Origin of the sequence: Bacillus sp. XF8 (assembly GCF_017498755.1) — a bacterium.
Classification (GTDB): domain Bacteria; phylum Bacillota; class Bacilli; order Bacillales; family Bacillaceae_G; genus Bacillus_A; species Bacillus_A bingmayongensis.
On the sequence record NZ_JAGDQK010000043.1, the window covers coordinates 1 to 26995 of the forward strand.

22 protein-coding genes and 5 pseudogenes are annotated in these 26995 nt (G+C 32.1%); 17 read left to right on the plus strand and 10 right to left on the minus strand.

Annotated features, from left to right (window positions below):
• Positions 1 to 255, plus strand: a 255-nt coding sequence (locus J4P91_RS23470) for a DDE-type integrase/transposase/recombinase (RefSeq protein ID WP_207995996.1), incomplete at its 5' end; no start/stop codon positions are given.
• Between the two features lie 115 nt (positions 256 to 370).
• Here J4P91_RS23470 and J4P91_RS23475 read toward each other — a convergent pair.
• Both J4P91_RS23475 and J4P91_RS23480 read right to left on the minus strand, forming a co-directional pair.
• Positions 371 to 1114: a YggS family pyridoxal phosphate-dependent enzyme gene (locus tag J4P91_RS23475; RefSeq protein ID WP_207996042.1), complete on the minus strand. Its 744-nt coding sequence runs from the start codon at positions 1112 to 1114 to the stop codon at positions 371 to 373.
• A 495-nt stretch (positions 1115 to 1609) separates the two neighbouring features.
• Complete coding sequence (locus tag J4P91_RS23480) at positions 1610 to 2524, minus strand: LysR family transcriptional regulator (protein WP_207995997.1); 915 nt, start codon at positions 2522 to 2524, stop codon at positions 1610 to 1612.
• A gap of 276 nt (positions 2525 to 2800) precedes the next feature.
• Here J4P91_RS23480 and J4P91_RS23485 point away from each other — a divergent pair, with 276 nt between their 5' ends.
• From J4P91_RS23485 to J4P91_RS23495, 3 genes are all read left to right on the plus strand, one after another.
• Positions 2801 to 3334 carry a cupin domain-containing protein gene (locus tag J4P91_RS23485; RefSeq protein WP_207995998.1) on the plus strand — a complete coding sequence of 178 codons (534 nt, stop codon included), beginning with the start codon at positions 2801 to 2803 and terminating at the stop codon, positions 3332 to 3334.
• Between the two features lie 84 nt (positions 3335 to 3418).
• Positions 3419 to 4216, plus strand: coding sequence for a dihydrodipicolinate synthase family protein (locus J4P91_RS23490; RefSeq protein ID WP_207995999.1), 798 nt, complete (start codon positions 3419 to 3421; stop codon positions 4214 to 4216).
• Positions 4217 to 4348: 132 nt separating this feature from the next.
• Positions 4349 to 5566 carry a CynX/NimT family MFS transporter gene (locus J4P91_RS23495; RefSeq protein WP_207996000.1) on the plus strand — a complete coding sequence of 406 codons (1218 nt, stop codon included), beginning with the start codon at positions 4349 to 4351 and terminating at the stop codon, positions 5564 to 5566.
• A gap of 304 nt (positions 5567 to 5870) precedes the next feature.
• Here the strand turns inward: J4P91_RS23495 and J4P91_RS23500 are convergent, their stop codons facing one another.
• Positions 5871 to 6590, minus strand: a complete 720-nt coding sequence (locus J4P91_RS23500; protein WP_207996001.1) for a type 1 glutamine amidotransferase — start codon at positions 6588 to 6590, stop codon at positions 5871 to 5873.
• A 120-nt stretch (positions 6591 to 6710) separates the two neighbouring features.
• Here J4P91_RS23500 and pdxR point away from each other — a divergent pair, with 120 nt between their 5' ends.
• Together pdxR and J4P91_RS23510 are read left to right on the plus strand one after the other, a co-directional pair.
• Complete coding sequence (pdxR, locus tag J4P91_RS23505) at positions 6711 to 8090, plus strand: MocR-like pyridoxine biosynthesis transcription factor PdxR (protein ID WP_207996002.1); 1380 nt, start codon at positions 6711 to 6713, stop codon at positions 8088 to 8090.
• Positions 8091 to 8806: 716 nt separating this feature from the next.
• Positions 8807 to 9217: pseudogene (locus J4P91_RS23510) on the plus strand (Replicase RepFR55); the annotation flags it as partial.
• Between the two features lie 471 nt (positions 9218 to 9688).
• On the opposite strand, the gene J4P91_RS23515 reads toward J4P91_RS23510, so the two are convergent.
• Positions 9689 to 10210 (minus strand): hypothetical protein, encoded by a 522-nt coding sequence (locus J4P91_RS23515; protein WP_207996003.1) that lies wholly within the window; start codon positions 10208 to 10210, stop codon positions 9689 to 9691.
• Positions 10211 to 10868: 658 nt separating this feature from the next.
• Positions 10869 to 11447: a DUF3967 domain-containing protein gene (locus J4P91_RS23520; protein ID WP_207996004.1), complete on the minus strand. Its 579-nt coding sequence runs from the start codon at positions 11445 to 11447 to the stop codon at positions 10869 to 10871.
• A 385-nt stretch (positions 11448 to 11832) separates the two neighbouring features.
• On the opposite strand from J4P91_RS23520, the gene J4P91_RS23525 reads away from it, so the two are divergent.
• The 3 genes from J4P91_RS23525 (at position 11833) to J4P91_RS23535 (ending at position 14630) form a co-directional block, all read left to right on the plus strand.
• Positions 11833 to 13056, plus strand: coding sequence for a ParM/StbA family protein (locus J4P91_RS23525; RefSeq protein ID WP_207996005.1), 1224 nt, complete (start codon positions 11833 to 11835; stop codon positions 13054 to 13056).
• Between the two features lie 20 nt (positions 13057 to 13076).
• Positions 13077 to 13433, plus strand: coding sequence for a hypothetical protein (locus J4P91_RS23530; protein WP_207996006.1), 357 nt, complete (start codon positions 13077 to 13079; stop codon positions 13431 to 13433).
• A 708-nt stretch (positions 13434 to 14141) separates the two neighbouring features.
• Positions 14142 to 14630 (plus strand): DinB family protein, encoded by a 489-nt coding sequence (locus J4P91_RS23535; protein WP_207996007.1) that lies wholly within the window; start codon positions 14142 to 14144, stop codon positions 14628 to 14630.
• A gap of 776 nt (positions 14631 to 15406) precedes the next feature.
• Here the strand turns inward: J4P91_RS23535 and J4P91_RS23540 are convergent.
• Both J4P91_RS23540 and J4P91_RS23545 read right to left on the minus strand, forming a co-directional pair.
• The gene (locus J4P91_RS23540; RefSeq protein WP_207996008.1) at positions 15407 to 16003 is read right to left on the minus strand and encodes a DUF3967 domain-containing protein; all 597 of its coding nucleotides are present in this window, start codon (positions 16001 to 16003) and stop codon (positions 15407 to 15409) included.
• A gap of 1061 nt (positions 16004 to 17064) precedes the next feature.
• Positions 17065 to 17804, minus strand: a pseudogene (locus J4P91_RS23545) (nucleoside triphosphate hydrolase).
• A 492-nt stretch (positions 17805 to 18296) separates the two neighbouring features.
• On the opposite strand from J4P91_RS23545, the gene J4P91_RS23550 reads away from it, so the two are divergent.
• The 5 genes and pseudogenes from J4P91_RS23550 to J4P91_RS29790 all read left to right on the plus strand — a co-directional run.
• The gene (locus tag J4P91_RS23550) at positions 18297 to 19118 is read left to right on the plus strand and encodes a ParA family protein (protein WP_207996009.1); all 822 of its coding nucleotides are present in this window, start codon (positions 18297 to 18299) and stop codon (positions 19116 to 19118) included.
• Position 19119: 1 nt separating this feature from the next.
• Entirely contained in the window at positions 19120 to 19491 is a 372-nt protein-coding gene (locus tag J4P91_RS23555) for a hypothetical protein (RefSeq protein WP_207996010.1), read from the plus strand.
• A 393-nt stretch (positions 19492 to 19884) separates the two neighbouring features.
• Positions 19885 to 20207, plus strand: a pseudogene (locus J4P91_RS29095) (hypothetical protein).
• Between the two features lie 324 nt (positions 20208 to 20531).
• A complete protein-coding gene (locus J4P91_RS23565) occupies positions 20532 to 21587 on the plus strand; it encodes a copper amine oxidase (protein ID WP_207996011.1) in 1056 nt (351 codons plus the stop codon).
• A gap of 390 nt (positions 21588 to 21977) precedes the next feature.
• A pseudogene (locus tag J4P91_RS29790) lies at positions 21978 to 22163 on the plus strand (hypothetical protein); the annotation flags it as partial.
• Between the two features lie 208 nt (positions 22164 to 22371).
• Here the strand turns inward: J4P91_RS29790 and J4P91_RS23570 are convergent.
• The gene (locus J4P91_RS23570; RefSeq protein ID WP_207996012.1) at positions 22372 to 22734 is read right to left on the minus strand and encodes a hypothetical protein; all 363 of its coding nucleotides are present in this window, start codon (positions 22732 to 22734) and stop codon (positions 22372 to 22374) included.
• Positions 22735 to 23334: 600 nt separating this feature from the next.
• On the opposite strand from J4P91_RS23570, the pseudogene J4P91_RS29105 reads away from it, so the two are divergent.
• Positions 23335 to 23529, plus strand: a pseudogene (locus J4P91_RS29105) (hypothetical protein); the annotation flags it as partial.
• Positions 23530 to 24119: 590 nt separating this feature from the next.
• Positions 24120 to 24680 carry an NAD(P)H-dependent oxidoreductase gene (locus J4P91_RS23575; RefSeq protein WP_207996013.1) on the plus strand — a complete coding sequence of 187 codons (561 nt, stop codon included), beginning with the start codon at positions 24120 to 24122 and terminating at the stop codon, positions 24678 to 24680.
• 81 nt (positions 24681 to 24761) lie between these two features.
• Here the strand turns inward: J4P91_RS23575 and J4P91_RS23580 are convergent, their stop codons facing one another.
• Positions 24762 to 25145, minus strand: a complete 384-nt coding sequence (locus J4P91_RS23580; RefSeq protein WP_243763983.1) for a winged helix-turn-helix transcriptional regulator — start codon at positions 25143 to 25145, stop codon at positions 24762 to 24764.
• 637 nt (positions 25146 to 25782) lie between these two features.
• A complete protein-coding gene (locus J4P91_RS23585; RefSeq protein WP_207996014.1) occupies positions 25783 to 25995 on the minus strand; it encodes a hypothetical protein in 213 nt (70 codons plus the stop codon).
• A gap of 192 nt (positions 25996 to 26187) precedes the next feature.
• On the opposite strand from J4P91_RS23585, the gene J4P91_RS23590 reads away from it, so the two are divergent.
• Positions 26188 to 26607: a PH domain-containing protein gene (locus J4P91_RS23590; protein ID WP_207996015.1), complete on the plus strand. Its 420-nt coding sequence runs from the start codon at positions 26188 to 26190 to the stop codon at positions 26605 to 26607.
• Positions 26608 to 26995 lie beyond the last annotated feature (388 nt).

Consider the following 26995-nt stretch of genomic DNA (forward strand, 5'->3'; position numbering starts at 1 on the left):
GAAGAGAAACATATGCCTGAAGGCATACAACTAAGGCAAGTTAAATATCTCAATAATATAGTAGAACAAGACCACCGTTTTATTAAAAGGCGAGTTCGTTCTATGTTAGGATTAAAATCATTTAAAACAGCATTCTCTATATTGAGTGGTGTTGAAGCCATGCATATGATGAAAAAAGGACGAGTGGTTTTACCGGACAAGTCCGTCCAAAAACAGAAGGAATTTATTCATAAATTGTTTGGCTTGGCTTCATAAGATAGAAATGTAGAGGAAATTGCTATTCTATGTTTCTAACTAACATTTTTGCACCAGAATCGCCAATGGTTATACCCTCTCCAATGGAAATCAACCATTTTCCATGACCTCTCCCCTAATCCTCCTGGCTCATGTTCTCGTTCCAATAATACTCGTCTGGTAAATAACGAGGACCAAATACGCTTGTCCCTACACGGATGATAGTAGCTCCTTCTTCGATGGCCACCTTGAAATCCCCGGACATACCCATCGAAAGAATATCCATTTCTACACGTGGAAACTTTTTCTCCTTAATTTGTGTTTGAATAGATTTTAATAATTGGAAGCAGTGCCGGGTCTCGTCGTTTGTGGCATTTAGTTTTCCAATGGTCATTAAGCCTTTTATATTTAACGTTTCGAACTGGGACAATTGCTCTACTAACTCCAGTGCTGATTCAGGCGGAGCACCAAATTTGCTTTCTTCGTATGAAGTATTGATTTGTACCAGAATATCCATAGTTTTATTCTCTTTAATGAGGTGATTATGCAACACCTGCCCCAATTTCAAACGGTCCACAGAATGAATGAGCGTAACATATTTAACGACGTCTTTCACTTTATTCGTTTGCAGATGTCCTATAAAATGCCATTCCACCTGATTGTACTGCTGAATAAGTGGAAATTTGCCCCGAAGTTCTTGCGCTTTATTTTCACCAAATAAAGTTTCACCAGCTTGAATGGCTGTTTGTAATTTTTCAATTGGTACAGTTTTTGTTGCCAACAACAATTTGACGTCCTCTATCTTGCGTCCTGAGGATTGGCATGCCAATTCCATCTGTTGCCTCACGGTTTTGAGATTCTCCTCGACTAAATTTCCCACGTTCTTCCCTCTTTCCGCTCTATATTCGTGTTTATTTGTAATGGTTACTTTAGAAGACATCATACATCTCCAAATTGATATTTTCCTTTGCCAACCGCGCTTCCCCCTCTGTTGGATGGAACAAAATGCGTGAACTACACACCACTTAGCTCCCACTTCAAGCGTCAGCTAAGTGGTGAGTAGTTCAATTCCAAATGAAGTTTATTGAACTTAAAACTAGGTATCAATTCGTTTATTTGCAATGAAAAATCTGCCTTTGTCTACTATGGGTTAACCCTAATCATCCATTGGTTAGTTACTGAAAACATTTCGTTTCGATTGTATGATTAGGATATATGATAATAAGTTAACAAATAAAAGATTAGACGTATGAAGGATTTTTATAAAAAATAATAAACAAAAAATCCGATTCAAAATCCATTTGGAAATAACAGTAAGGCTATAACCTATTTTTACACATACCTCGGTTGTACCCTAACAACATGGATAAAGCGTTCACTTATTTCCTTCCGCATTACCATGGTCTAAACCAAACGAAATTTCTTTTAACGTATCAATCAAAATATGTGTAGCTGCGCCTAGATATTTATCCTTTCTATAGACAATTCCCACATTTCGAGCAAGATTAGAATTTCGCATAGGAATGATTTTTATATTAGGTTGGTTAAGATACTCTAGGTAAGGGCCAGGTAATATAGTGATTCCTATACCGTCTGCCACCATATTAATTAATGACTGCATAGTTGTAATTTCAAAAATAGGCTCCGGAAGAAAGCCCAAGTCTTTGCAATTTTTATTTATAAGCTGTCTTATAAAATATTGTTCAGGAAGTAAAATAGAAGGGGTCGTCTCTAATACTTCTAATCCTAACATATCCTGATGTGCTAATGGATGTTCAACAGGTACTGCAAAAGCCATTTCTTCTGTATATAAAGAAAGCGTTTCAAATTCATCGCCTTTCATAGGTAAAAAAACGATTCCTAAGTCCACCTTATTTTCTAACAAGTGTTTTTGAATATCCCCAGTACGTAGACCTAGCACAGAAATCTTAACAGCTGGGTATAGCTTGTGAAATTTAATTAATGCGGGTGGAATCAGATAATTTTCTACTGTTAACAATGTACCAATCGAAATTGATCCTCTTTGAAGTCCATTTAATTCATTTATTGAAGTTTTTGCTTGTTCTAATTCGTGAAAAATGTTGCGAGTATACTTTAAGAGTAGTTTTCCCGATTCAGTAAGAGCTGTCTTCTTACCAATTCGATCAAATAAAGGCGTTCCAATTTCATGCTCTAATAATCTGATTTGTTGACTTAAAGATGGCTGTGAAATTCCAACCTTTTCTGCAGCTCTTGTAAAATGAAGTTCTTGGCACACAGCATAAAAATACTCCAGTTGTCTTAATTCCATTCTGAAGCCTCCTAGTTCAAATGGTGATAGTTAATGAATTGATGTTATGTAAAGCCTCAAGGATCTTATTTATTATGGATAGTTTCTATATGAATTCTACAGAAACTTAAGGTAATACAAATTATATCATAGGTTAAAACTATAGTTATTATATAAATAATTAAATTGTTCTATTAATTGAAGTATCTTAGACTATTATTTACACAGAAGGCTAATCTTATAGTTTCAAAAGTTAAAAATCTTTCAACTGTGTAAAATTTTGAGGAGGTTAATAGGATGAGTAATCAAAGAACAGATATTGTCAATTATAGCGAGTTTCTAAAAAAGAGTAGGAAGCCTGCCATTCGAGCATGTTCTTGGAAATGGAAAGATATTTATCCCTTGCTTAATGAATCTGTATCAGAAGATTTTCTTGAAAGTGGACGTGGAACTTTATCCCTCATTCATAAGGATACTGGAGATGCATATGGCACTTCCTCAACAATGAATGTAGTAGTACAAATTTTTAAACCTGGTGAGCATAATAAGGCTCATCGTCATACGAATGTGGCTTTAAACCTAGTATTTCAGGGAGAGGGTTTTAGTATTGTAGATGGAGAGAAGATTGAATGGGAAAAAGGTGATTTATTCCTAGCTCCTCCATGGTCTGCTCATGAGCATTGCAATACTTCAGAAACAGAGGATGCCATCCTTTTCACTTTTCAGGATGTGCCGGTCCTTACTTCAATGGGCACATGGTTTTTAGAAGAACCGATAGGGAGTACTCCCCGTCACGTCTTAAAACAAAATATACAGACAGAGAAAAAATAGAAGGTATTAACTAGTACTTTTTATATTTGATCTCACATACAAATTAATTCTTTCTATATATATCAACACTGGAGGATAAAACAGATGAAAAATTTAAATGTAGCTATTCCAACCCCCTTTCAAGATGATGAGAGTTTGTATTTAGAGGGCTTTAATTCTATTGTTGAGTACTTAACAGATAACGGAATAGAGTCTCTTCTTGTATCTGCTACTACAGGTGAACAAAATTCAATGAGTATTGAAGAGCGAATCCAAATTATCGATTATTTTAACCAGCAAAACTTTAAACATGTTGAACTTATGTTTGGTGTATCAGCTACAAGAACAAAAAATGCAATAAGATTGATTAAAAAACTTGAGGAGTCTGTTTTCGATTCCATTCTAATTCAGTTCCCTCCATACATTCAGCCGACGCAAGAGCAGGCTATTTCTTATATTAATGAGTTGTTACAACATACCACAAAAAATGTTGTACTTTATAACAATCCTTTTCGAACAGGTTTTGAGCTAAGTGCTGAGTCATTCAGTACTCTTATTAATCAGAAGCACTCCAATCTGGTAGGCATGAAAGAAGAGAGTGATGTTAAACGTCATGAAAATACAACTTTACCAGATGACTTCATCATGTTTGCTGGAGGAGATGTAAACCTTATAGAAAAGATTATGAATGGGTGTAATGGACTTTCTAGTATGGTAGGAAATGTTTACCCAAAAGAAATTCAACAAATTTTCAGCGACTTATTAACGAATAAACCAGTGGACCTTCGAAAAATAAACCAATTAATCAATAAGGTTACAAGTGGTCAAGCCGTTATAAACATTAAAAATCACTACAATTCTTTGGGTATAAAAGTAGGTACTTGTCGTTCTCCTATTCGGTAATAGTACTATTTCAAGGATTTCCTCATCTTAATGAAAAAATCCTAAGGTAATCGCCAAGCAGAAAAAATAATTGAATTATTTTTTCTGCTTGCGGATACCATTACTAAACAATATGGAGGGTCTATAGCTATCATGAGCATTTTACATCAAATGGAAAAACAGAAACTAGATATAAAGACTAAAAGAGAATTACTTATTATAGGTGTTATTCTAATTGGAGCTAATCTCAGAGCTCCAATTACATCAGTGGGCCCACTATTATCTTCTATTCGTGATAGTCTGGGTATATCTAACACATTAGCAGGGACAATCACTACAGTACCGTTACTTACATTCGCATTTTTATCCCCTTTTGCCCCTAAGCTAACTCGTCGTTTTAGCATAGAATTTACGCTATTTATTTCCTTAATCTTATTAATAGTTGGAATTGGAATACGTTCTTTTGGTGAAGTAGGCACGTTATTTATAGGAACCGTCTTAATTGGTTCATCGATTGCGATTGGTAATGTATTATTACCGAGTCTCATTAAACATAACTTTGCACAAAATATAGGTATGATGACAGGCATTTATGCTGTTTCTATGAATTTATTTGGAGCTATTGGATCTGGGATAAGTATCCCCATTTCTTCGTTTTCAGGTTTGGGATGGTCAGGAGCCCTCGGATGCTGGGGAATCTTATCTCTTCTCACTATTTTCTTTTGGCTATCACAATTACGGAATTGCCACAAATCTATGGACTTTTTACAAACAGAAAAGAAAATAAACTCCATCAACTTATGGCGTTCTAAGCTAGCCTGGAACGTCACATTGTTTATGGGGGCTCAATCCTTAATCTTTTATACAGTGATTGCATGGCTTCCTGAAATACTTGAATCAAAAGGGTTAGGCATTAATGAAGGAGGCTGGATGTTATCTTTAATGCAACTTTCTATGCTTCCTGTTACATTTATTGTCTCTATTTTAGCTGGGCGTTTAGGAAAGCAACACGTATTAGTAATTGTTTCAGTTACCTTGCTTATGGCAGGTTTATTCGGAATTTTATATGGAGGCCCACTTCTTATTCCCTTATGGATTATCATGATTGGAGTTGGAGTTGGAGTTGCCTTTAGCTTAGCTATGATGTTTTTTAGTTTACGTACCAAAAATATTCACGAGGCTGCAGAACTATCCGGTATGGCCCAATCATTAGGCTATCTCTTAGCAGCTATAGGGCCTATTTTATTCGGATGGCTACACGATATTACCCATAATTGGACTACCCCTTTATTGATGTTAATTTTCACATCAATAATCATTTTCATTACAGGTATGAGTGCAGGAAAGAATGTATATGTAACCTCTAAATAATCAATATCTTCTATAGCATTTCTGTTCTGAAGAGAGCTTTCTTCGATTATTTTATTAGAAATAACGTATTCCAACTTTATTTGTTTTCTATTTTTTAAAAAGTAAAACAAACCCAAACCAATCCCTGTTATATAAAAAACAAAAATTCGATTTTAAATCAGATTAGAAATCAAAGTAAGGCTATACCCTATTTTTATATGTCTCTCGGCTGTACGTACCCCTGGTTAACCATAAAAAAACCTTTATAATACTTTTTCATGTGTATCATAAAGGTTTTTTTAAAGTTAGTGAAATAATTAATATTTTATTTTTGTTGATAAAGACTAGTAAGTTTATCTAAAAAAGTATATAGCTGATTATTCATTGTTGTATAATCATTTTTTCTTAATTGCTCTGGAGACTGAACGAAACGATTTTCCTTATACTTTTCTAACTCTTGTTCAGAATGTTGAATTAATAATTCTATTAATTCAGGAGTAAACTCCATATGGCATTGAAAACCATAAACGAGTTCACTATATTCCACAATTTGCCGTGGACACCCCTCACTAAACGCTAATATTTTACTATTTTTAGTTAAACCAGGCATATCATTGTGCCAGTGGCCAACCGTACTTGTAGTAGCGAAATGAGAGAAAAGCTCATTCGTTTTTCCTTCTTCAGTTAAAGTAATAGGGAAGGTTCCTACCTCTTTTTCTGGACTATGTTCATAAGATGCGCCTAAGGCTTCACCAATTAACTGGGCACCCAAACAAACTCCTATAATAGCTTTATTAGCCTCTATACATTTTTTAATGACAGATATTTCTGCGGCTGCATCAAAATGTGGGCACATTTCTTTAGTTGTACTAGGATCTTGTGGTCCACCTAATACAATAAGTAAATCTATGTCTTCGATATTATAAGGAAGTTGTTCTTCTTCGTAAACTCTTGAATAACTGACCACGTGTCCATTCATCTCTGCCCATGTAAGAAAAGCCCCTGGTCCTTCAAATACTTCATGAATAATAAAATGTATACGCATTTGTTTCTCCTTTTTAAAAGAATTAATTAACTTGTGAATTGACTAGTATTATTATAAGATGTTAACTGACATATAAAAAGGTACAGTTTTATAAAAAAATACATGTCAGATGAGGGCAATATGAAAAACTACTTGTTTACTTTTGAGAAAAGTATTCCTAAATATAAACAAATATATACAAATGTCAAATTACTCATTGAAAAAGGATTATTAAAAAAAGATGAAGCGTTACCTTCAATACGTCAGCTTGCAGATTCACTTCATGTTAGTAGAAATACAACATTATTAGCATATGAACAGCTTGCAGCTGAAGGATATATCCGTGGCGAAAATCGAAGAGGTTTTTTTGTTAATGAATTAGAACCAAATTCATATCAAAGAAGAAAAAAGGTTAAACCAAAAGATGAGAAACAAATTAGTAAAGAAATTATCATTAACTTCAAAGTAGATGCAGTGGAAAAGGAAATGTTTCCAAAAAACACATGGAAAAGATTTGTAAATCATTCCATGGAAGAAAATCTTTTATATAAATATGGTGACCCGTTTGGGGAATCAACTCTTAGAGAACAAATTGCAAAATATTTATTAGAATCTAGAGGATTAAATACGGATAAAGAATCTATCATTATAGGTAGTAGTACACAACAAATGTTAACTTACATTGGTCATGTATTAAAAAGTGATTTTTCAAGCGTTATTGTAGAAGATCCAGGTTTTTGGGGCGCTAGAGAAGTTTTTAAATTACATCATTTTTCTTTTGAATTTCTCCCTGTATATGAATATGGCATTGAATTATCTGAGTTAAGAAATTTAAAAGCTAGACTAATTTATGTAACCCCATCTCATCACAGCCCTTATGGAGTAAGCATGTCAATTCAACAACGACAACGCCTTATTCAATGGGCTAAAAAAAAGAAGGGATATATTATAGAAGACGATTATGATAGTGAATTTCGATATACACAACGTCCATTTCCTTCATTAGCATCTATTGATCAAAATAGAGTAATTTATATCGGAAATTTTTCGAAAGCATTTTTGCCAGGTCTACGATTAAGCTATATGGTCTTACCAAAGGAACTAGAAATAAGATATAAAGAACAATTTAAAGGCTTTGAAAATACAGCATCAACGATACATCAAATCGCTATGGCAAAATTCATGAAGGAGAATGAATGGTATAGACATATAAAGCGAATGCGTAATATTTATAGAAGAAAAATGGAACATTTAATTTCTACCTTAGACGAACATTTTGGTAACGATATAACTATCATCGGTAACAATTCAGGATTGTATCTGCTCATCAAGGTGCATTTGCAAAAGTCAGAGAATTGTTTAATAAAACATGCGTATAAAAATGGTGTAGAGATAGGCCCAACATCAAGTTATTTTGTCAATAATTATACTGACACACCAATCATTAAATTAGCTTTTGGAGGTCTATCTCACAAAGATATTACTTTAGGAGTAAAGTTACTTAAAAAGGCATGGCTTTAAATAATATAGGGACTAGGACTTAGTACAGTAACTAAATTCTATTTTGTATATAATTTAATATGAGCCCTTAATGCCAATTAAAAATGAAAATAACAACTTCACATTTTGATACCAGTCCTTACAACAAAAATGGTCGTTTTTGTTACGTTTTATATTTAAAAATATGGAATAGCCTAACTGTTGAACTTGCTGTAACAAAATACTGTATCAAAAATAATTTGTAACATTATCAACTTAGTACCTTTTTGTTACAACAAATTTGATGAGTGGCTCAAAAAATAAGTAATCGTTGCCGTCCCCCCTACGGTTTTAATATGCTACGAAACATGGGAAAACGTCAATTCCTTTTTATGGTAAATATATATTTAGAATGTTCTGTTCACGTTCAATCAGAAAAACAAAAAGAACTTGTAGCAATCACTACAAGTTCTTTTTAAGGTAAGGTGACAAAAACTATCTTAATAGGCATATTAGAAAAACATAGGGATGTTTCTTGATAGGTTCATTATATAACAAATATTAACATTTAAAGATTTTAATTTTGAAAATTATGTGAATTATGAAGGTGGAATAGTGGTTCTGTTGCAAAGTTTTAAACGCCCCCAAAAATATAGAATGAAAATACAATTGTTCCGAATAAACATTATAAAATATACAAGAACATGTATCGTATACTCATTATTTTTGGTTATTTTTCAACTTTGCAACAGAACCCACAAAACACTACTGATAGATCACAAGATTTAAATGATTATTTAAGTAAAGATCAGAAAAAAGCATACCGCTATATAACAAGTCAACTAGTAACAAATTTAACAGAACAGGACGCTTATACTATAGCCTTAAGAATGCCGAAAAAAATTGACCGTTATCAAAGATGGGATTTTGAAAAATGCGTTGAATGGTTTGAATATAATCAAACTGAAATAAGTAATCCCGCTCATTTTATGAAAATGTTCGCTGAAAAATCTAAACAAAGAAAAGAGCGTAACGATTACGAAGCAAAAGAAGCCTTAACTAATATAGAACACGAACAAAAATACGAAAGCAAACTTCCAATTATAGACTGGCTTAATAGCAAGAAAATGGATTCCGTCTTACAAAAAATGGGCGTTCTAAAGTCCTAATTAAAAAACATCTAAAACTTAGCCTTGCTCAAAAAAATTTTAATTAGCAAGGCTATTTGTCATGTATTCTTATAACCTCCAAGCAACTTATCCTTTTTCGACACAAAGAAACTCAAAACACCTCTCAGTTCCTATGATTATTTCTCCTTTTCTAGACTATTCTGCTATGTAATTTACACTTATATGAAACTGAAAGTTCACTTATTTACTCACAGGTTAACCTTGAATTTTACTAAGATAAAATCTTGAATCGCTTGGTATATTTAGCCTAGCATCTCTAAAATAGATTCTAATGTTTATAATGGTTATATTTTTTAAACAAGACTTAATAAATATAGTATTCTATCCTAAAAGGGCAACATTATAGGTATTTTCTTTAGCGGTATGGCTTTAATAATACTCATAAAACTATATGTTTAATTGTAAGTTTGAATTAAAGTTTGATTAGCAATATTGAATGTACCAATAATTTTAATCATATATTCCCCATTCAAACAAAAAATAATGGCTATCAGATTGTCCGAATATATAATCATAAACATATCCCTTTTGTACTTGTATTGTTTCAATATGATTCAATCTAATTAAGAGTTCTTTAACAACCTGTTCTGGTGCATTCACATCAGCTAAATTCCTTTTAAATCTACTTATAAAATCATCTTTGTTTACTAGCTCTATGCTAGTACATACTCTTGAATAATATGCATTAATCCAGAAACTTTTTAGTGCTGTTAGCCATTGTTTATCTGAAGGGGCTGGCTCATCACTAATATCCCATTCCTCTCCATCGAACAATTCCTTCTTAAATAGTGCAGAAAATGCCTCTTGAATATTATCAAATTGAACTTTTTGGGCGAATATTAAGTCTACTTGCATCGCACACTTATCCCCAAATTCGTATACATCAAATGATAAATTTTGCAATCTTACGTTTGCAATTTGTTTGGCAAATAAATTGAGATCATCAAACAATTCTTGAATTTCTTTATTCATCGTATTCCTCACCCTTTCTTCCTAAAGCCCCGATATTTTGACTATCGATGTTTAAAACAACCATTTATATCTATTGTATAATCATTAAAGATGTATTCAGCCAATAGCATACACGCAGCATCTTTAATAAGTTAATTGCTATTTTTTGTTGTTATTTAGGGAGACACATCACATTTATAAAAAAATAGGGAAGCTTGTAAAAACATACAAGCTTCTCTACTTTTTTACAGATTTCGCGATACGAGAAAGCCCATGTAGGACTTTAGTCCGCCTTTAGGCATGGGATGAAAGTATCGTTTTTGCATAGCAAAACATGTTAAAATTTATTCAAAGTCATGCAAAAGATTCTAAAACGATCAAGTTCTCTGAAAAGTGAATATTGTATGAGGTTGCGCAAATCAATTTCAATTCGTGCGTAAAACAATATGTGTCGTCAAGAACAAGACGCTAAAACACAATGGAAAACCAACAATCTGTACGGTATGGTAACAGTACCGTAGCCCACGAACCTATATGGTCTGTCGTAGGAGTGGTGATGGCACACCGCAATCTTGCACGTCAGCGATACCAGAAATGGACTTCGCCTTTGGTAGCAAGAATCCCACTGACGTTAGTCAGCTTGCCCCTTTAGGGATGGGAGTGTCAAGTATCATTTAAGTTATTTTTTAAATAATTTAGCAAACCATGATTTTTCTTGTTGTGTAGATGCAACTAATTTCTTAGTTTCTTGTATCTCACGAACTACTTCTAATAGCTGTTGATCTCTGTTATTTATTTTCCCATCAATATTCTTTTGTTGTTCATCAATCTTATTCAGTAGCATTTGATTAGTTTGTTCTAATTGGTCTATACGTTTTAAAAGTTCCATGCTCATGGCTTTTTGTTCTTGAAAATATATAGAAACCTCTTTCATACTTTCATACATTGTCTGAATAATTGGCTTCGTTATTTCGTCGTCTTCATCACTCTCTTCTACTACAATATAATCTACATTTTGTTTTAACATCTGTTCTATTAATTCTGGTGGCTCTTGTGCATCTTTCATATTAGCAATTAATTTAAAAAGCTCTAATGCTTCCTGTTCATATCTCAGTGTCCGCCCTTTCGTCCCAGCGACAGTTGGTAAATATGGTTTGAATTGATCTCGCCAGGCCTGAAGAGTTGTCCGTGGCTTCCCAAGCATCCTTGCTATATCTGCAAGGGAATATGTTTTCTTGTAAGGTTCTTCCCTATCCATTTCATCGTCCTCCCTTCATCGTCATTTGTTGTTATCGATGTCCGACATGTTGTCATTTCATTGTTATTGATTATCATCCATGTCGGTCTTGTTGTCATTTCACTGTTATTGATCATCATTTATGTCGGTCTTGTTGTTGTTTTACTGTTATTCATCATCATTTATGTCCGACATGTCGGCATCTAATTGTTATGTGTCTAATTCGTTTGAAAGAAGGTATTTCCTTGTTTATTTTGAATTTTTTAAGTATATAAGTTAATTAAATAACAAGTACGATTCAAATCGTACTTGTTATAAAAAACGTTCTTATTTTTGGTTAAATGTGCTAAAATATAATTAAAAGTAGCACTTAAGTCGCACTTAATGTATAAAGGAGGAATTTTAAATGAAAATTGGAAGAAAAGTAGCGGATTTCGGAAATAGTTTTAATAATTTCATGGTGGATGGTTATTATATTGAACTTGCAACGAATGTAGTTAAAATTTCAAAGAAAAAAGCTGAGGATTTGCTTGTTGATCGTATTTCTAGACCCGAAGATTTACTAGATAGATTACTAATTTCAACTGAAATTGAAGGTGAAGAATCTTTCTACTTAGTTGGACAATTAGCTGAAGATAATCAATTAGCAAACTCTCATGTAAATAAGATGCACGATAAAATTAATAGTCCTATCCCTTACATAAGCTTTTTAGGAGCAATTGCATATTATCATGCTCTTAACGCTGAGCAAGAAGATAATGAAGTTGAAATTGAAAACATGAGTATGATGCTTCCAATTTGGCTTTTAAAACGTGAAGAGAAATTTAGCATTGCCCATAAAAAAATGGAAGAAAGGTTTATCGGTGAACATAAAGTTAAAGTATTAACACCAGGAATGGAAAGAGAACTAACTATTACAGTTAATTCAGCAAAATGTAGAAATGAATCAGAAGTTGCTAGACATTCTTTAAAATATAAAATGGTTTCAAAAGATCAGAATACAAATGTAATTAGTATTGAAAAGCGATATGAATCTGAGAGATTCGATGACTATGAAGTGGTTTTAACTGACATTGGTGGCGGTTCTACAGATGCTGTGCGATTAGGTAAGGGACTCACTACACCTAAGCACAGAGATTCTTTCCAAGTTATCGATATTGAACCATTCTTAGGATACCTAGAACGCTTTAGAAAAGAAAAATTGATTCAATACTTTAAAGATCTAAGAACATTAGAGAAATTTATTGTTAATAATTATAAAGCACAAAAGTATGTACTATCGAATGAAAATACTGGTGAAGAATATGATTTCACATCTGAAATTGTAGAAGCACTAAAAGAATATGCAAGAATTTTAGTTGCTAAAATTCTTGATGTATTCATCCCATCTAGTACGAATACAGTATTGAAATTCATCTATATCGGAGGCGAAGCACCAGTTCTAGAACCATACATCCGTTTAGCTTTATTGAATCATATGTCTGAAACGGCTGCTAAAAACAATCACTTCTTCTTGAACGATATTATTCAAAATAGCGAGAAAGAAGTATTTGCTCCAACTTCACGTACAATTAACCTAGCTGCATTAGAATTAAAAGCAATTGATGAAATGAAGGGACAGTTAGCTTAGAATAAAGGGATGTGCTGATAATGGATAAAAATAGAAAAATGGCATTACGTGCTGATAATATGCCTGAAGATGTATATAAGATCCTTAATGAAAAAGCTAATAGTAGGCAATTAACAGCATTTGTTGTTGAACTGGTACAAAATGAAAAACGTTATGAGCAACTACTACAAAAATTAGATAATGTAGAACAGAGATTAAATCTTTTAGATATAGTTGAAAACAAATTGGATCTTCTACTTACTAATGGATTTGTTCCTGCACAGAAACGAGAAGATTTAAAAATGGAAGAGCCCGTACTTCAAGAAGGTAAAATTATTGACGCTAGGGAAGTACTTGGTGGGATTTCTGAAGAAGATAATGAGGAAATGGATTTTTGATTAATACGGGTATGAAGTGACAATAATGTGATTCAATCTATACCTTGTAAACCTTACATTACTACGTTATACAATTGAATTATAACAAGAATACAACCGTTTAAAAGTAATGAATGAAGCAAAAACAACTAGACGTATTATAACATGATGGAGTGCTTACTTATTAAAGAAGGCACTCCATTTTTGCATTTTACACACGAATTTTTTGGCGAAAACCTTGCAATTATAAACTAAAAATACAAGAGGTGAGATAATGGAAGCACCAGTAAGCAAGGAAAAACAGAATCCTAAGATCTTAAAATCTTTTCTATTTTGGATACTTCTTCTAAGCGTACTGTTTTTATTAAAATCATTTATTTTGCAAATAATTGGAGTTTTATTGCTAGTAGCTTTTGTATGCCTAGGTTTTTATTTTCTCGGGTATTTACTATTTGGGGTTCTTTCTTTGATTATAGTTGTAGGTAGTATTATATGTGCAATTGGGATTTTAGCATATATCTTCGCTTAGTTAAAAAAGGAGGATGTGATTGGTGGAAATCTTAATAGTATTGGTATTACTTTTTTATGCTGTATGAGTTGATTAAAACAAGAAATGAACTTAAATTCTTTAGAAATGATGTAAAACGTTTATTAGAGAAGGAAAACAAAGATATATAATTTAGCTTCTGTTAATGGAAATTATGGTAAATAAATGAGGAGTGATATTAAATGTTAGATGTTTTAAAACAACAGTACAGCTTTATTCGTTCTACCAGAGAAATTCTATTTACGTTTTTGGAAGAAATTCCACTGCAAAAGTTGCACAGCACAGTTCCAAATTTCGGAAGCGGCAGCATTATAAAGACCCATATTCATGTTGCCGATTGCTATCGATACTGGCTTGGATCATTCGCATTTAATCAAAAGCGAGCAGATTTTTCGTTTACTACTGATTATGAAATTGAGCATTCAAATGTCGAGAAAGTTCGCATCAAATTTGAGTTAGTAGATGAGATTGTAAAACGTTTTTGGGATGAATTCAATGCTCGCTGGTTCGAAAATATAGCAAATGAAGTAAAATGGCAAAAAGAACCATGGAGTACAACCCCGCTACGGCTTTTAACCCATACTGAGACACATGAATTTCATCATAAAGGACAAATCGTATCAATGGCTCGTCACCTTGGATACAGTCCTCCTAACACAGACCTTGATTAATTCAATTGTACTAAAAATGATCTGCTCTAACTGTCGATAACATTGATTATGTAAATGGAAAATTCCTTTATTACTTCGGAATGCACTTTTAAAGGTTTGATAATACTTTGGTTTTTTAACAGTTAATCTTTTTTCAAAACGGCTAAACTTTATTTCAAATCCATACTATCAATACTCGTTGTTAATTATAGCATAATAGATAAATAATCTCTTTTGAAATCAATGGTTTAGGCATTATCCGTTAATTCTACGACCTTATTGTATGCACCACATTTCACTGCTGTAATCTTTTTACAATACATAAATATCCCTATTTCTATAAATGGATATTTCCCTATATCCCTACTTTTGTTGTCAGAAATATAGCAATGGGGATATATGGGCTTTTTTGAAAAATAACTGGAGTAGTATAAATGGCGGATTCTATTGCATGTACTGTAGCTTTAAAATTAAGTTTAAACAAAAACATTAGACAATCCCGTATTTAACGGCAAAAGAGAGGAATCGATTTTGAAAAAAGATTAATCAAAGTGGATTCCTTTCTTTTAGGATGAACTTTCCCTTTTATAACAAAGTTTGATTAAAACGCACTTGGAATTCTTTAATTGAAAGAGGTAAAGTAACAAACCTCGCATCTTTTTTGTACATATCGTAACTTCATTTTAAAGCCACATGTACCATATTTCACTGTTACAACCTTCTTCATAATATAGAAATATCTCTATTTCCATAAGTGGATATTTCCCTATATACTGACTTTCTTTATCAAAATATCATCACCAGAACTTCCACCATGGCTTTTTCTTCTCTCTTGCTGCTGCAACTTCTTCATGAAATTCCTTCATTATTCTCTTCGTCTCTTGGATCTCTCTTAATGTTCTCATCAAAGTTTCATCTCGTTCTTCTAATCTTTTTTCAATCCGTTCGTTCCGTCGTTCCATACTTTCCTCAATGCGTTTACTTCTTTTCTCAGCTTGTTCGCCAAATCTTTGCTCCATTTCCAAGAGGTTTGGGTTCATTTGTTTCGCCATAACGTTATATTGCTGCTGAAGTTGTTGTTGAATATGAAATGGTATTAAATCTGTGTTCTTGGATTCTTCACCATTAACCAAATCTGGATTGATACTTTCTAACTTCTGCGTAATCATCCTCGCTGCCTTTTTTAACGTCATACCGTCATGTTTGCTAAGTTCGATTAACTTCTCAATCACCATGACGTAATGCCCTGTGTATTCCCTCTTACCTTGCTTCTTCTTCTTAATGATGTAGGATTCTCGTTGGAGGACTTCAACGTATTTTCTTAGTGTGCTGTCGCTCACTTGCAAGCGACTATAGACGTCTTTTGGAGTATAAATAATTTTCATATCCGACATAACGCTATAACACCTCCTAGAAAAGGTAATCCCTGGCATTCTGTAAATTCCTGCAAAGAAAAAAGCCCTGATATTGGGCTTCTTATTCTACATTCATATTTTATTACATAACTTAAACTACTCACGACTTCAAACAGTCCGTAAGCACGTTAAGTGGTGGGTAATTTATTTTTTAGTCTTGAAAAATAGCTATAATCCTTATGACCCCATCAAAAATAAATAACATCCCTTAAATACTAAAACACAAGGATACGACGGTGCAATTTTTTATAAACAGTCAATCTTTTTTCAAAACGGTTAAATTTTCTTATAAATGGTTAGACTGTCTTATAAACGATTACACTTTATTTCAAATCCCCACTATTAATAACCTTTGTAAATTATAGAATGAAAAGTAACTAATTTCTTTTGAAATATATAGTTTAGGCATTATCCTTTAATTCTATTGTATCTACCAAATATCACCGCTATAATTTTCTTTACAATAGGGAAATATCCCTTTTTCTATAAGTGGATATTTCCCTATATCTATACTTCCATTATCAAAAATATAGATATAGGAATTCAAGGGGATTTTTGAAAAATAACTGGAGTGGTATAAATGGCAGATTCTATTGCATGTACCACATATCACTGCTATAACCTTCTTTACAATAGGGAAATATCCCTTTTTCTATAAGTAGATATTTCCCTATATGCCTACTTTCGTTATCAGAAATATAGCAATGGGGATATAGGGACTTTTTTGAAAAATAACTGAGTAGTATAAATGGCAGATTCTATTGCATGTACCACATATCACTGCTATAATCTTCTTTACAATAGGGAGATATCCCTATTTCTATAAGTGGATATTTCCCTATATACCTACTTTTGTTATCAAAAATATAGAAATATCCCTACTTCTGTGATCTGAAATATTGTTAAAAACATTATTCTTTCTAGATTAATAAGAAGGGATAACACACAAAAAAGACACCCGCACAGGTGGCCTTTTCTTATTATAGAAATATCTTAAAATAGATATCTGGTGTCATATATTCAGTTTAAAAGACCTTTTGTTACATCATAACGCCATTATCTTTGAATGAATACCATTTACCATCAATGAAATGTTTTCCTACTGCCATTGCACCATTAGATTGTAAGTAATACCATTTTCCATTATACTGGAACCATTCTTGTTGGTTTACACCACTTATATCGTCAAAGTAATACCAGCTTCCATTATAACTTAACCAGCCATTATAAGCGGCTCCATTTTCTTTGAAATAATGCCACTGATTATTAATTAAATTCCACCCTGTTACCATTGAGCCATCTGAAAGGAAATAATTACCTTGTGGGGATTCTCCTATCCAACCTGTTCGCATTTTCCCTTTACTAAATCCATCTAAATAATATGTCTTATCATTATATTTAAGATAGCCCATGTGTAGATTTCCGCCTTCGAGAATGTAATACCAATCTCCCTCATATTGAACCCATCCTGCATTTGTATACAGTGCACCGTCTGCTCCTAATAAGTAAGCTCCATTTTCATCTTCAATATGACCCATTTTCATTTTTCCGCTTGCATCAAAGTAGTACCATTTTCCACCGTCTTGTAGCCATCCTATTTTCTTCATACCATTTTGATCATAGAAATACCATGTTTCTCCCTCTTTTACCTAACCACTTTCTTGCATTGTCTGTTCTGCTTTTTGAGCGTCCTGCTTCATATTATCTTGTTTTCTGCATGTGATACTGCAGGAACGATAAACATTGTAGACATTAAAATTGGTAAAATAGCTTTCTTCATTTTCCATCTCCCCCAAATAATGAGTAATTTTAGTTTTTATTTCCACGAATGGAATTACATTATGATATTTAAATATAATCAATAGCTTTATGTAACAAAAATGTAATAATTATAAATTAAATGAAAATAAATAACTATTAAAGTAATTATTATTACTTCTTTGTTACATTAGAGGTAGCACCACATATCCATCAATCTAAGGGTACATATCCCAAAACAGTTAAACTTTATTTCAAATCCACACTATTAATAATCGCTGTTAATTATAGAATGAAAGATAAATAATCTTTTTTGAAATCAATGGTTTAGGCATTAATCGTTGGTTCTATGATTCTATTGCATATACCACATATCACTGCTATAATTTTCTTTATAATATGGAAATATCCCTATTTCTATAAATGGATATTTCCCTATACCTTGATTTCGGTACCAAAAATACAGAAATAGAGATATAGGGGAATTTTTAAATAGATAACTGGAGTGGTATAAATGGCTATTACAATTACTGTTGGGAATTACAAAGGGGGCGTTGGTAAAACCACTAATGCTGTATTAAACTCTTATGAATTCGCAAAAAAGGGGAAACGAACTTTACTCGTTGACCTTGATCCACAGAGTAATGCAACAAAATCTCTAATGTTAACAAAATCTATCCTTAATCCTGACGAAAAGGTAACTTTAAATAAAACATTAATGAAAGGAATTCAAGAGGGGAATTTAGATGGATTAGAAGTTGAAATAATGGAAAATTTATATTTAATTCCCTCTTATGTTGATTTTCAAGATTTCGCAAAATTTCTATATAAATCGTGTTCTTCGGAAACAGAAGAAGATTTCTACTTTAAGGGATTACTTGAGAAAATAAAACATAAATACGATTACATATTTATCGATGTTCCACCTATGTCAATTGAAGTCACAAAAAATGCAGTTGTAGCTTCTGATTATGTTCTTATAACTCTACAAACACAAGAACGTTCTCTTACAGGTGCGGAAAACTACATTAACCAACTAGTAAAATTAAAAGAGCAATATAATCTTGATATTGAAGTTGTAGGTATTCTTCCAGTACTATTAAAAAATAATGGTAAAGTGGATGAATACATTATGGAAAATGCTCGTGAAATTTTTGGTGAAGAAAACCTATTTAAAAATATCGTTCCACAAATGGAACGTATTAAAAGGTTTGATGTTAACGGTATTACTGAAAATGATAGACATGATTTAAATGTAATAGAACTATACGAAAAGATTAGTGATGAATTATTGTCTCGTATCAATATTTTTGAAAGTTTGAAGGTTGGTGTATAACATGGCAAAAACTCCTGGATTATTAGGCAGAAAAAAGAGCAATTTTAACCCAATAGATCCTTATATTCCAAACGAGGATCCAGTTGTAACAAAAAGTGGCGAAAAAACTCCTGCTTTTCCACCTGAAAATGAACAAAAACAAGTAAATCAGCAGGAGGAAAAGAAGGAGCAAACACCAGAGAAAAAGAAATTTAAAAACCAACAAGGCAGTATTAAAATTTCTAGTCAATCTAAGGACGAGCTTGGAGCACTAATGAAACTCACTAATAAAAAATATGCTCATGAAATAATTGATTTACTTATACATCATTATGTAGAAAATCAATTAACTCCTGAACAGAAAAGGAAATTTAAATTATTAACAGAGATTTAGTAATATAGAAATATCCCTACTTAGAAATAGGGATATTTCTATATTTTTGTAGTTTAAAAAAATAGCATCAACAGAACTTCTTCCACGACTTTCTCTTCCCTCTCGTCGCCGCAATTTCCTCATGATATTCCTTAATCAATCGTTTTGTCTCTTAAGCTAACTATTTAATATTTTCTTTGTACTTGGCTACAATAACACTAAACCACTGATCAGTATTAACACCCCATTGTTTTTGAGCTAGTAGCGCCATTCTTTTTATCTCTTCAAAATCTGGAATATCCTTTAGTTTCATTTTTATTGTAGTTAATCTCTTTTGACATCAATGTTTTAGGCATTATCCATTAATTCTATAATTCTATTACATGTACCACGTATCATTGCTGTGATCTTCTCCTGCAATATAGATATATCCCTATTTCCACAAATAGATATTTCTATATATCCCTACTTTTGTTATCAACAAATAGTGAAGATAATCCTGTTTCTTCGCCTAATAATGAACAAAGACAAGTGAATCTACAGGAGAAAAAGAAATTTAAAAACCAATAGAGTAGTATTAAAATTTCTAGTCAATCAAGAAAGGGCTTGGAGCACTAATGAAACTCACTAGTAGGGAATATGCTCATGAAATAATTGATTTACTTATAAATCATTATGTAAAGAATCAATTAACGCCTGAACAGAAAGAAAAATTTAAATTATTAACAGAGATTTAGCAATATAGAAATATCCCTATTTAGAAATAGGGATATTTTTATATTTTGTGGTTTAACGGTACTCCAACAGAAGTCCTCTTCCTCAAGCACGTGTAGGACATAGTCCAGTGGTAGGGAGGGGTCATTCACTGCACCTTGTTAAGATGCATTTTTTAGATGATTGCATGAACCCTATTACTTTTGACAAGCCCCTTATAATAATCCTTAAATGTGTACAAAAAAGGACATTTAACGGATAATATTTACATATTTTTTATTAAATGGTAATATGTATTGGTAGTTTTTTTCAGAAAATACAGAACTCTAAAAGGAGATAGGGATTCTATGAAAAAATTAAAAGTGGTTTCTACCCTAACGATTGGTTTATCATTATTTATTCCATCTTTAAGTTCTGCACAAGCTGCAACAAAATTAACATATACACAGACTGGGGCGAATTATATGTATTCAAATTCGCCTGAAACTGTCAAAGGACCAGGAGCTGGATATGAACATCGTTTTGAAAGCGGAAAGTATTCTTATTACACATTACAACGTTACACAGAACCAGGTAAAGAATACGTAGCCGAATTCTATAATCACAACAACGCAGGAATGGATTTGCAATGGGGCTATGCAATTTACAATGGGAGTAGTTCGACACGTTATGTTACAATCAAAAATGATTCTATTAAATATGGTCCACAAAGTTTAGATGGAAATTCAATGGTTGTTGCATCTGACATGGAGATTGCATATGCCAACGATATACAAACAGAAACAAAAGCCATACCTGCATGGAGCAGTATTTTTATAAAAGAACAAAAGGTACCTAGCCCAAATACGGTTACAGGTAAAATGAAATTCACTACAGATGGCAATCTTACAGTTCGTCAGTTTGTTTCTAAGAAAAAGCCTGATGGAACTTTCCCTACAGCAACAGAAGTAATGGATTTAAATAAAACACCACAAATAAAAATTTCTACGAGTGCCCAAACAACTGCAAACTATCGAACAGATACAAGAAAAGTAACGATTGACTATAATACAACAAAAAATTTTTATGTTGGAAGTAATTTAAAAAACGCTTCACAAAATGTGGGAATTAACGAATATGAAAACCCGATTGACCAACTAGCTAACACAGCAACTATTTTAGACGGGAATTACGGAATTACGTATGAATTTACTTTTAAAAATGCGGCGGGTAAAAAGATAAAAATCACTCCTAATTTTTATCAGGGAACCCCTTCTACATTTGTGTATTACGACGGAACATGGAAAAAAGCACCTAAAATAAGTAGTGGATCTCATGAAATCATCGTTCCTGCAAGTGGAGTTATTAAATACATCTTGCCTGGGGGAACAAACGGTTCGAAGCTTTTTGAATTTATTAATTAATAAACCAGGGATAATTATATCCCTGGTTTATTTCTATATTTCAAGTTCACAATCCAGCAAATTGCGTCATGCATGAATTATTAAGGTTTTGATGTAAAAACATTTAAACTTTATTCCAAATCCAAACTACTAATAATCATTGTTAATTATAGAATGAAGGATAAATAATCACCTTTGAAATTAATGGTTTAGGCATTATCCGTTAATTCTATAATTCTATTACATGTACCACATATCATTGCTGTGATCTTCTCCACAATATAGAAATATCCCTATTTCTATAAGTTGATATTTCTATATATCCCTACTTTTGTTATAAAAAATAGCAAATATACTCCTGTTTCTTCACCTAAAAATGAGCAAAAATAATTGAACTTGCAGGAGATATAGAAATTTAAAAATCAACAGGGCAGTATTAAAATTTCTAGTCAATCTAAGAAAGAACTCGGGGCACTAATGAAACTCACTAATAAGAAATATGCTCATGAAATAATTAATTTACTTATAAATCATTATGTAGAAAATCAATTAACTTCTGAGCAGAAAAGGAAATTTAAATTATTAGCAGAGATATAGAAATATCATCACCAGAACTTCCTCATGATATTCCTTATGTAAAGTGATAATAAAGTTATTTAATTTCGATATAAAAATATAAGAGCCTTGCTACATTTTTTGTAGTAAGGCTCCTTAAAGTTGTTTAATTCTTATTGAACTAAAGCACCCGTTACTCTATATAGTTATATAAGTTATTTATTAGAAAAATTGTCAATCACTTGGATAGCTAATTAGAAAAATTGTCAATCACTTGGATAGCTAGTTTCAACGCTTTTATTCTTCTTTCTAAAAGCGTTCTTTGGGGACTACCAGCCTTTGACTTATCATAAATGCTCTTAATTGATGGAAGCAAACCAGTAAGAACATTACGAGCTTCCTCTAAATCTTCCTGGGTGTAATGATGGGGTCTTTGATTCCAAACGTTTTCTAGCATTGCTAAGCCGATGCAAACAGCTTTGAGTCGTTTCTTTACTAAGGTAGTATTTGCGCCTTTCTGAGTCATCTGTGACAAGGCATTTTCGAGTTTACTGATTGTCGATTGTAAAGATTTTATTGATTCCAATTTATCTACATTTGATACGTTTTCCATGTTAGTACTGTCCCTTCTTCGTTTCTGAATTATTTTGCTTGATACTTGATGAAATCGTTAAGAACCTAATTTCACTCGCAATATTTTAACATAAATAACTAACTCTCTTTGAGAGGATTTCTCAACAATCTGGCCCAATTGTTAAACATAAGTTAACTAACACCCTTCAACTAACCTACCTGTTAGTCCAATAAGAATTAAACAACTTTTTTGTCACTTAACACCTTAATCAATCGTTTTGTCTCTAAAGCTAACTGTTGAATATTTTCCTTTTACTTAGCTACACTAACACAACACCACTAATCAGTAGTAACACCCCATTATTTTTGTGCTAATAGCGCTATTCTTTTTATCTCTTCAAGATCAGGAATATCCTTTTAGTTTCATTTTCATTGTAGTTAATCTCTTTTGACATCAATGGTTTAGGCATTATCCGTTAATTCTATAATTCTATTACATGTACCACATATCATCGCTGTGCCCTTCTCCTGCACCGTAGAAATATCCCTATTTCTATATATCCCTACTTTTGTTATCAAGAATAGCGAAGATGCTTCTGTTTCTTCACCTAAAAATGAGTAAAGACACGTAAATGTGTAAGAGAAAAAGGAATTTAAAAACCAACAGGGCAGTATTAAAATCTCTAGCCCATCTAAGGAAGAGCTTGGAGTACTAATGAAACTCATTAATAGGAAATATGCTCATCAAATAATTGATTTACTTATACATCATTATGTAGAAAATCAATTAACTCTCGAACAGAAAAGGAAATTTAAATTATTAACAGAGATTTAGAAATATAGAAATATCCCTACATAGAGATAGGGATATTTCTATATTTTTTGTGGTTTAAAAAAATATCGTCACCAGAACTTCCTTCACGACTTATTCTTTTCTCTCGCCACTGCAACTTCCTCATGATATTCCTTCATCAATCGCTTTATCTCTATAGCTACAATTGTTGCTTTAAAATAAATTTTGATCAAATTGATACTAATAACCTTGATAAACGATCATAGAAAAGAGAGTGTTTTAAAAAAAAGATTGATCAAAACACGCTCTTAATATTTTCAGTCGGTTCATTCTTTTATAAAAAAGTTTGGTCATTTCCTATCTATGTTGCTCCACAATCGCGCCCTATTCTTGAATAATGAAAAAATGACTTAGTACTCGATCTTTTCGTACATCGTACGGTGTCCCCGTGAATGTAATTATTCTACTTTGCGGGTAATAGGTTCTCTGGTCCTCCCATATAGAATAAATATTTTTATAACTGATTTAACACTCACCTTTATGTAAGTACCTGTACTAAAAGTGCATACTTACATATTTACAGTGTTCACTTTATTATCAAGATATAAATAATACTTAAGGAGGACAAATCTTTGAAAACACTTGTTATTGTAACACATCCCAGCATAGAAACTTCCGTCATTAATAAGCGATGGGTAGAAGAACTGAAAAAATATCCGGAAAAGTATACTGTTCACGAATTGTCTAAGGTTTACCCTGATGGAAACATAGATGTGCAAAAAGAACAAAAAATGGTTGAATCACATGGTAATCTTATTTTGCAGTTCCCTATACATTGGTTTAATTGTCCGCCTCTCCTTAAAAAATGGCTTGACGATGTTTTAGCTTATGGATGGGCTTATGGTTCAAATGGAGGGGATAAATTAAAGAATCGTAAAGTTGCTTTAGGTGTAACTGCAGGAATCAAAAAAGAGGATTATAGTGAAAACGGAAGATATCAGTATACACTTGAACAAATATTAGTTCCATTTAAAATGACATTCCTGTATTGCAATGCAGATTATCGTTCGTACTTTGCGTTTTATGGTAAAGAAAATAAGCCGGGTGGAAACGAAGAAGAAGAAAATGAGCCTGGTACAAGCGAATTGGAAAAAAGCGCTCAGGATTATTTGAATTTTGTTGAAAACCTGTAATAGGTAGCTGTATAAAAGCTATAAAAAAGAAGTATCTCCTTCTTGAAGAGATACTTCTTTTGATTTAAACAAAATAGCTAGCTACCGCTGTACATCCTCCATAGCTGGAAAACGATTTTTCTCTCCCCACTCACACATCATATTTAATAATGGAACGAGAGAAAGACCACGGTCAGATAATGAATATTCAACTTTTGGAGGTATTTGGGGAAATTCCTGGCGTATGACAATGCCTTCTGCCTCTAGCTCTTTTAACATGATGCTTAGCGTTTTAAAGGAAATGGCACCGATACTTCGCTTTAGCTCATTGTATCGCATAACCTTATTTTCAGACAGCCAATATATAATGATCATTTTATATTTACCGGCTATTAAGGACAACGTATATCCAAATCCGGTGTCTTTTAGTTCAACGCCAGTCGGAACACAGGTTTTGTACACAATATCATTTTCTAATTCACTCATGATATTTCTCCCTTCACACTTAGATTCGTCTCTGTTTATATTACCATTTAAAAATATCCCTTGTTCAACAATTTGGCCCGATTGCGGAACAAGAAAAAATCCTGCACATCAACACAGGATTTTTGAACAAACTTTTTTACAAATTATCAAACTTTGTTTTAAAGCCATAACAATAACACTGGGCCACTAATCAGTATTCCCCCATTGTTTATAAGCTAGTAGCGCCATTTTTTTATCTCTTCAAAATCTGGAATATCCTTTATTTTTATTGTAGTTAATCTCTTTTGACATCAATGGTTTAGGCATTATTCGTAAATTCTATGATTCTATTACATGTACCATATATCACCGATATAATCTCCTTTACAATATAGAAATATCCCTATTTCTATATATCCCTACTTTTGTTACCGAAAATAGCGAAGATACTCCTATTTCTCCACCCAAAAATGTGTAGCTTTGAAATTAGGTTTGATTAAAACCCATTAGTCTAATGGATGTAAACTAATAGTTCACATATTTAAATTCTTGCTAAATCATTTAAATCTACATTCAACTAAAACAATATTATCAGAAAACAAAAAATGGAAGACGATCTCACATTAGTCCTCTTCCATCCTTAAAAAATAGCAAAAAATTATTTTATTTCATCTAACTTATCCATTTTTCTAAGTAATTTAGTTTTTGTTATATCTCTAGAAATAATAAATAAAACTAAGTTAACCAAAGCTAAAATTACATCTATACAAATGACCCAAAAATCACTTTTTATAAAAGAATTAGCAAAAACCAATATTAATAAACTAATTCCTGAAATTAAACCCACTTTGTTTTGTTCTACTTTTAACATAAAATCATCTCCTTCTAGCTATATTACACTATTCTTAATACAATTAATTTAAATATTAAATAATTTTTATATAAATAATGAAAGTAAACCTTTTATTAAAAGTTTACTTTATACAAGAAATTATATTTATATATAGAATTATTGATATTATGATCGTTTTTTCCTATACTTGCTATAAGGCGGTGAACATGAATGAAATTTAAGATTAAACAAAATCCTATTCATATGATTATATTTCTATTAACTATTTTCATTTTTATTGCTATGCTTTTCGAACATGGCACAAAAAATATCTACTTTAGCTGTATGATTCTATTAAACATAATCAATTTTTTATTTATTTACAGATCTACTTATAAAATTACTGACAAATCATTAATTATCAAATATTATTTTACAAATACTGAAATTCCCTTTGAAGATATTCAACATATTAAATACCAAGGAAAATCATTGAACTCAAAAAATTGGTCAAGACAACGTTTAGAAATTATGTATGGATTATTTAATACTTTAACAGTTTGTGTACCAAAAAAAGAAGAAGAATTCATTAATTTATTAACAACTAAATGTCCTAACATAAAAATAATAGACAAGCCCATTAATCAATAAAAATAATGGGCTTGTCTATTATTTTTATATTAAATCTAGGAAACTGCCAATGTAAACTTTGAAATATTAGACTCAATAGTAGCTATGTTAAATGATATTGTTGATTTTTAATACAAAAAATAAGGAAACTCCAATTTTGCCGGAAGTTTCCTTTCTTATTCCATTAAAGACTCCGTATATTGAACAAGGAATGCACTCCTTAGCTGATATAATAGAAGGATAGGTATAAACCTACTTAGGCACCTTCTACCTTTTTGTATCCGCAATTTTCTGGGACTTATATGTGTGAATTATACTCGGAACTCCTACAATCATACTGACCATAAAACTCCACATTACATACCGCCAATTTTCAGTGAGTAACGACACTCCTATAAAAAATACTAAC

Coding starts and splice junctions, on each gene's coding strand:
- J4P91_RS23480 (WP_207995997.1), bottom strand. CDS start 2,524: ATGGAATTAAGACAACTGGAGTATTTTTATGCTGTGTGCCAAGAACTT.
- J4P91_RS23485 (WP_207995998.1), top strand. CDS start 2,801: ATGAGTAATCAAAGAACAGATATTGTCAATTATAGCGAGTTTCTAAAA.
- J4P91_RS23490 (WP_207995999.1), top strand. CDS start 3,419: ATGAAAAATTTAAATGTAGCTATTCCAACCCCCTTTCAAGATGATGAG.
- J4P91_RS23495 (WP_207996000.1), top strand. CDS start 4,349: ATGAGCATTTTACATCAAATGGAAAAACAGAAACTAGATATAAAGACT.
- J4P91_RS23500 (WP_207996001.1), bottom strand. CDS start 6,590: ATGCGTATACATTTTATTATTCATGAAGTATTTGAAGGACCAGGGGCT.
- pdxR (WP_207996002.1), top strand. CDS start 6,711: ATGAAAAACTACTTGTTTACTTTTGAGAAAAGTATTCCTAAATATAAA.
- J4P91_RS23515 (WP_207996003.1), bottom strand. CDS start 10,210: ATGAATAAAGAAATTCAAGAATTGTTTGATGATCTCAATTTATTTGCC.
- J4P91_RS23520 (WP_207996004.1), bottom strand. CDS start 11,447: ATGGATAGGGAAGAACCTTACAAGAAAACATATTCCCTTGCAGATATA.
- J4P91_RS23525 (WP_207996005.1), top strand. CDS start 11,833: ATGAAAATTGGAAGAAAAGTAGCGGATTTCGGAAATAGTTTTAATAAT.
- J4P91_RS23530 (WP_207996006.1), top strand. CDS start 13,077: ATGGATAAAAATAGAAAAATGGCATTACGTGCTGATAATATGCCTGAA.
- J4P91_RS23535 (WP_207996007.1), top strand. CDS start 14,142: ATGTTAGATGTTTTAAAACAACAGTACAGCTTTATTCGTTCTACCAGA.
- J4P91_RS23540 (WP_207996008.1), bottom strand. CDS start 16,003: ATGTCGGATATGAAAATTATTTATACTCCAAAAGACGTCTATAGTCGC.
- J4P91_RS23550 (WP_207996009.1), top strand. CDS start 18,297: ATGGCTATTACAATTACTGTTGGGAATTACAAAGGGGGCGTTGGTAAA.
- J4P91_RS23555 (WP_207996010.1), top strand. CDS start 19,120: ATGGCAAAAACTCCTGGATTATTAGGCAGAAAAAAGAGCAATTTTAAC.
- J4P91_RS23565 (WP_207996011.1), top strand. CDS start 20,532: ATGAAAAAATTAAAAGTGGTTTCTACCCTAACGATTGGTTTATCATTA.
- J4P91_RS23570 (WP_207996012.1), bottom strand. CDS start 22,734: ATGGAAAACGTATCAAATGTAGATAAATTGGAATCAATAAAATCTTTA.
- J4P91_RS23580 (WP_243763983.1), bottom strand. CDS start 25,145: ATGAGTGAATTAGAAAATGATATTGTGTACAAAACCTGTGTTCCGACT.
- J4P91_RS23585 (WP_207996014.1), bottom strand. CDS start 25,995: ATGTTAAAAGTAGAACAAAACAAAGTGGGTTTAATTTCAGGAATTAGT.
- J4P91_RS23590 (WP_207996015.1), top strand. CDS start 26,188: ATGAAATTTAAGATTAAACAAAATCCTATTCATATGATTATATTTCTA.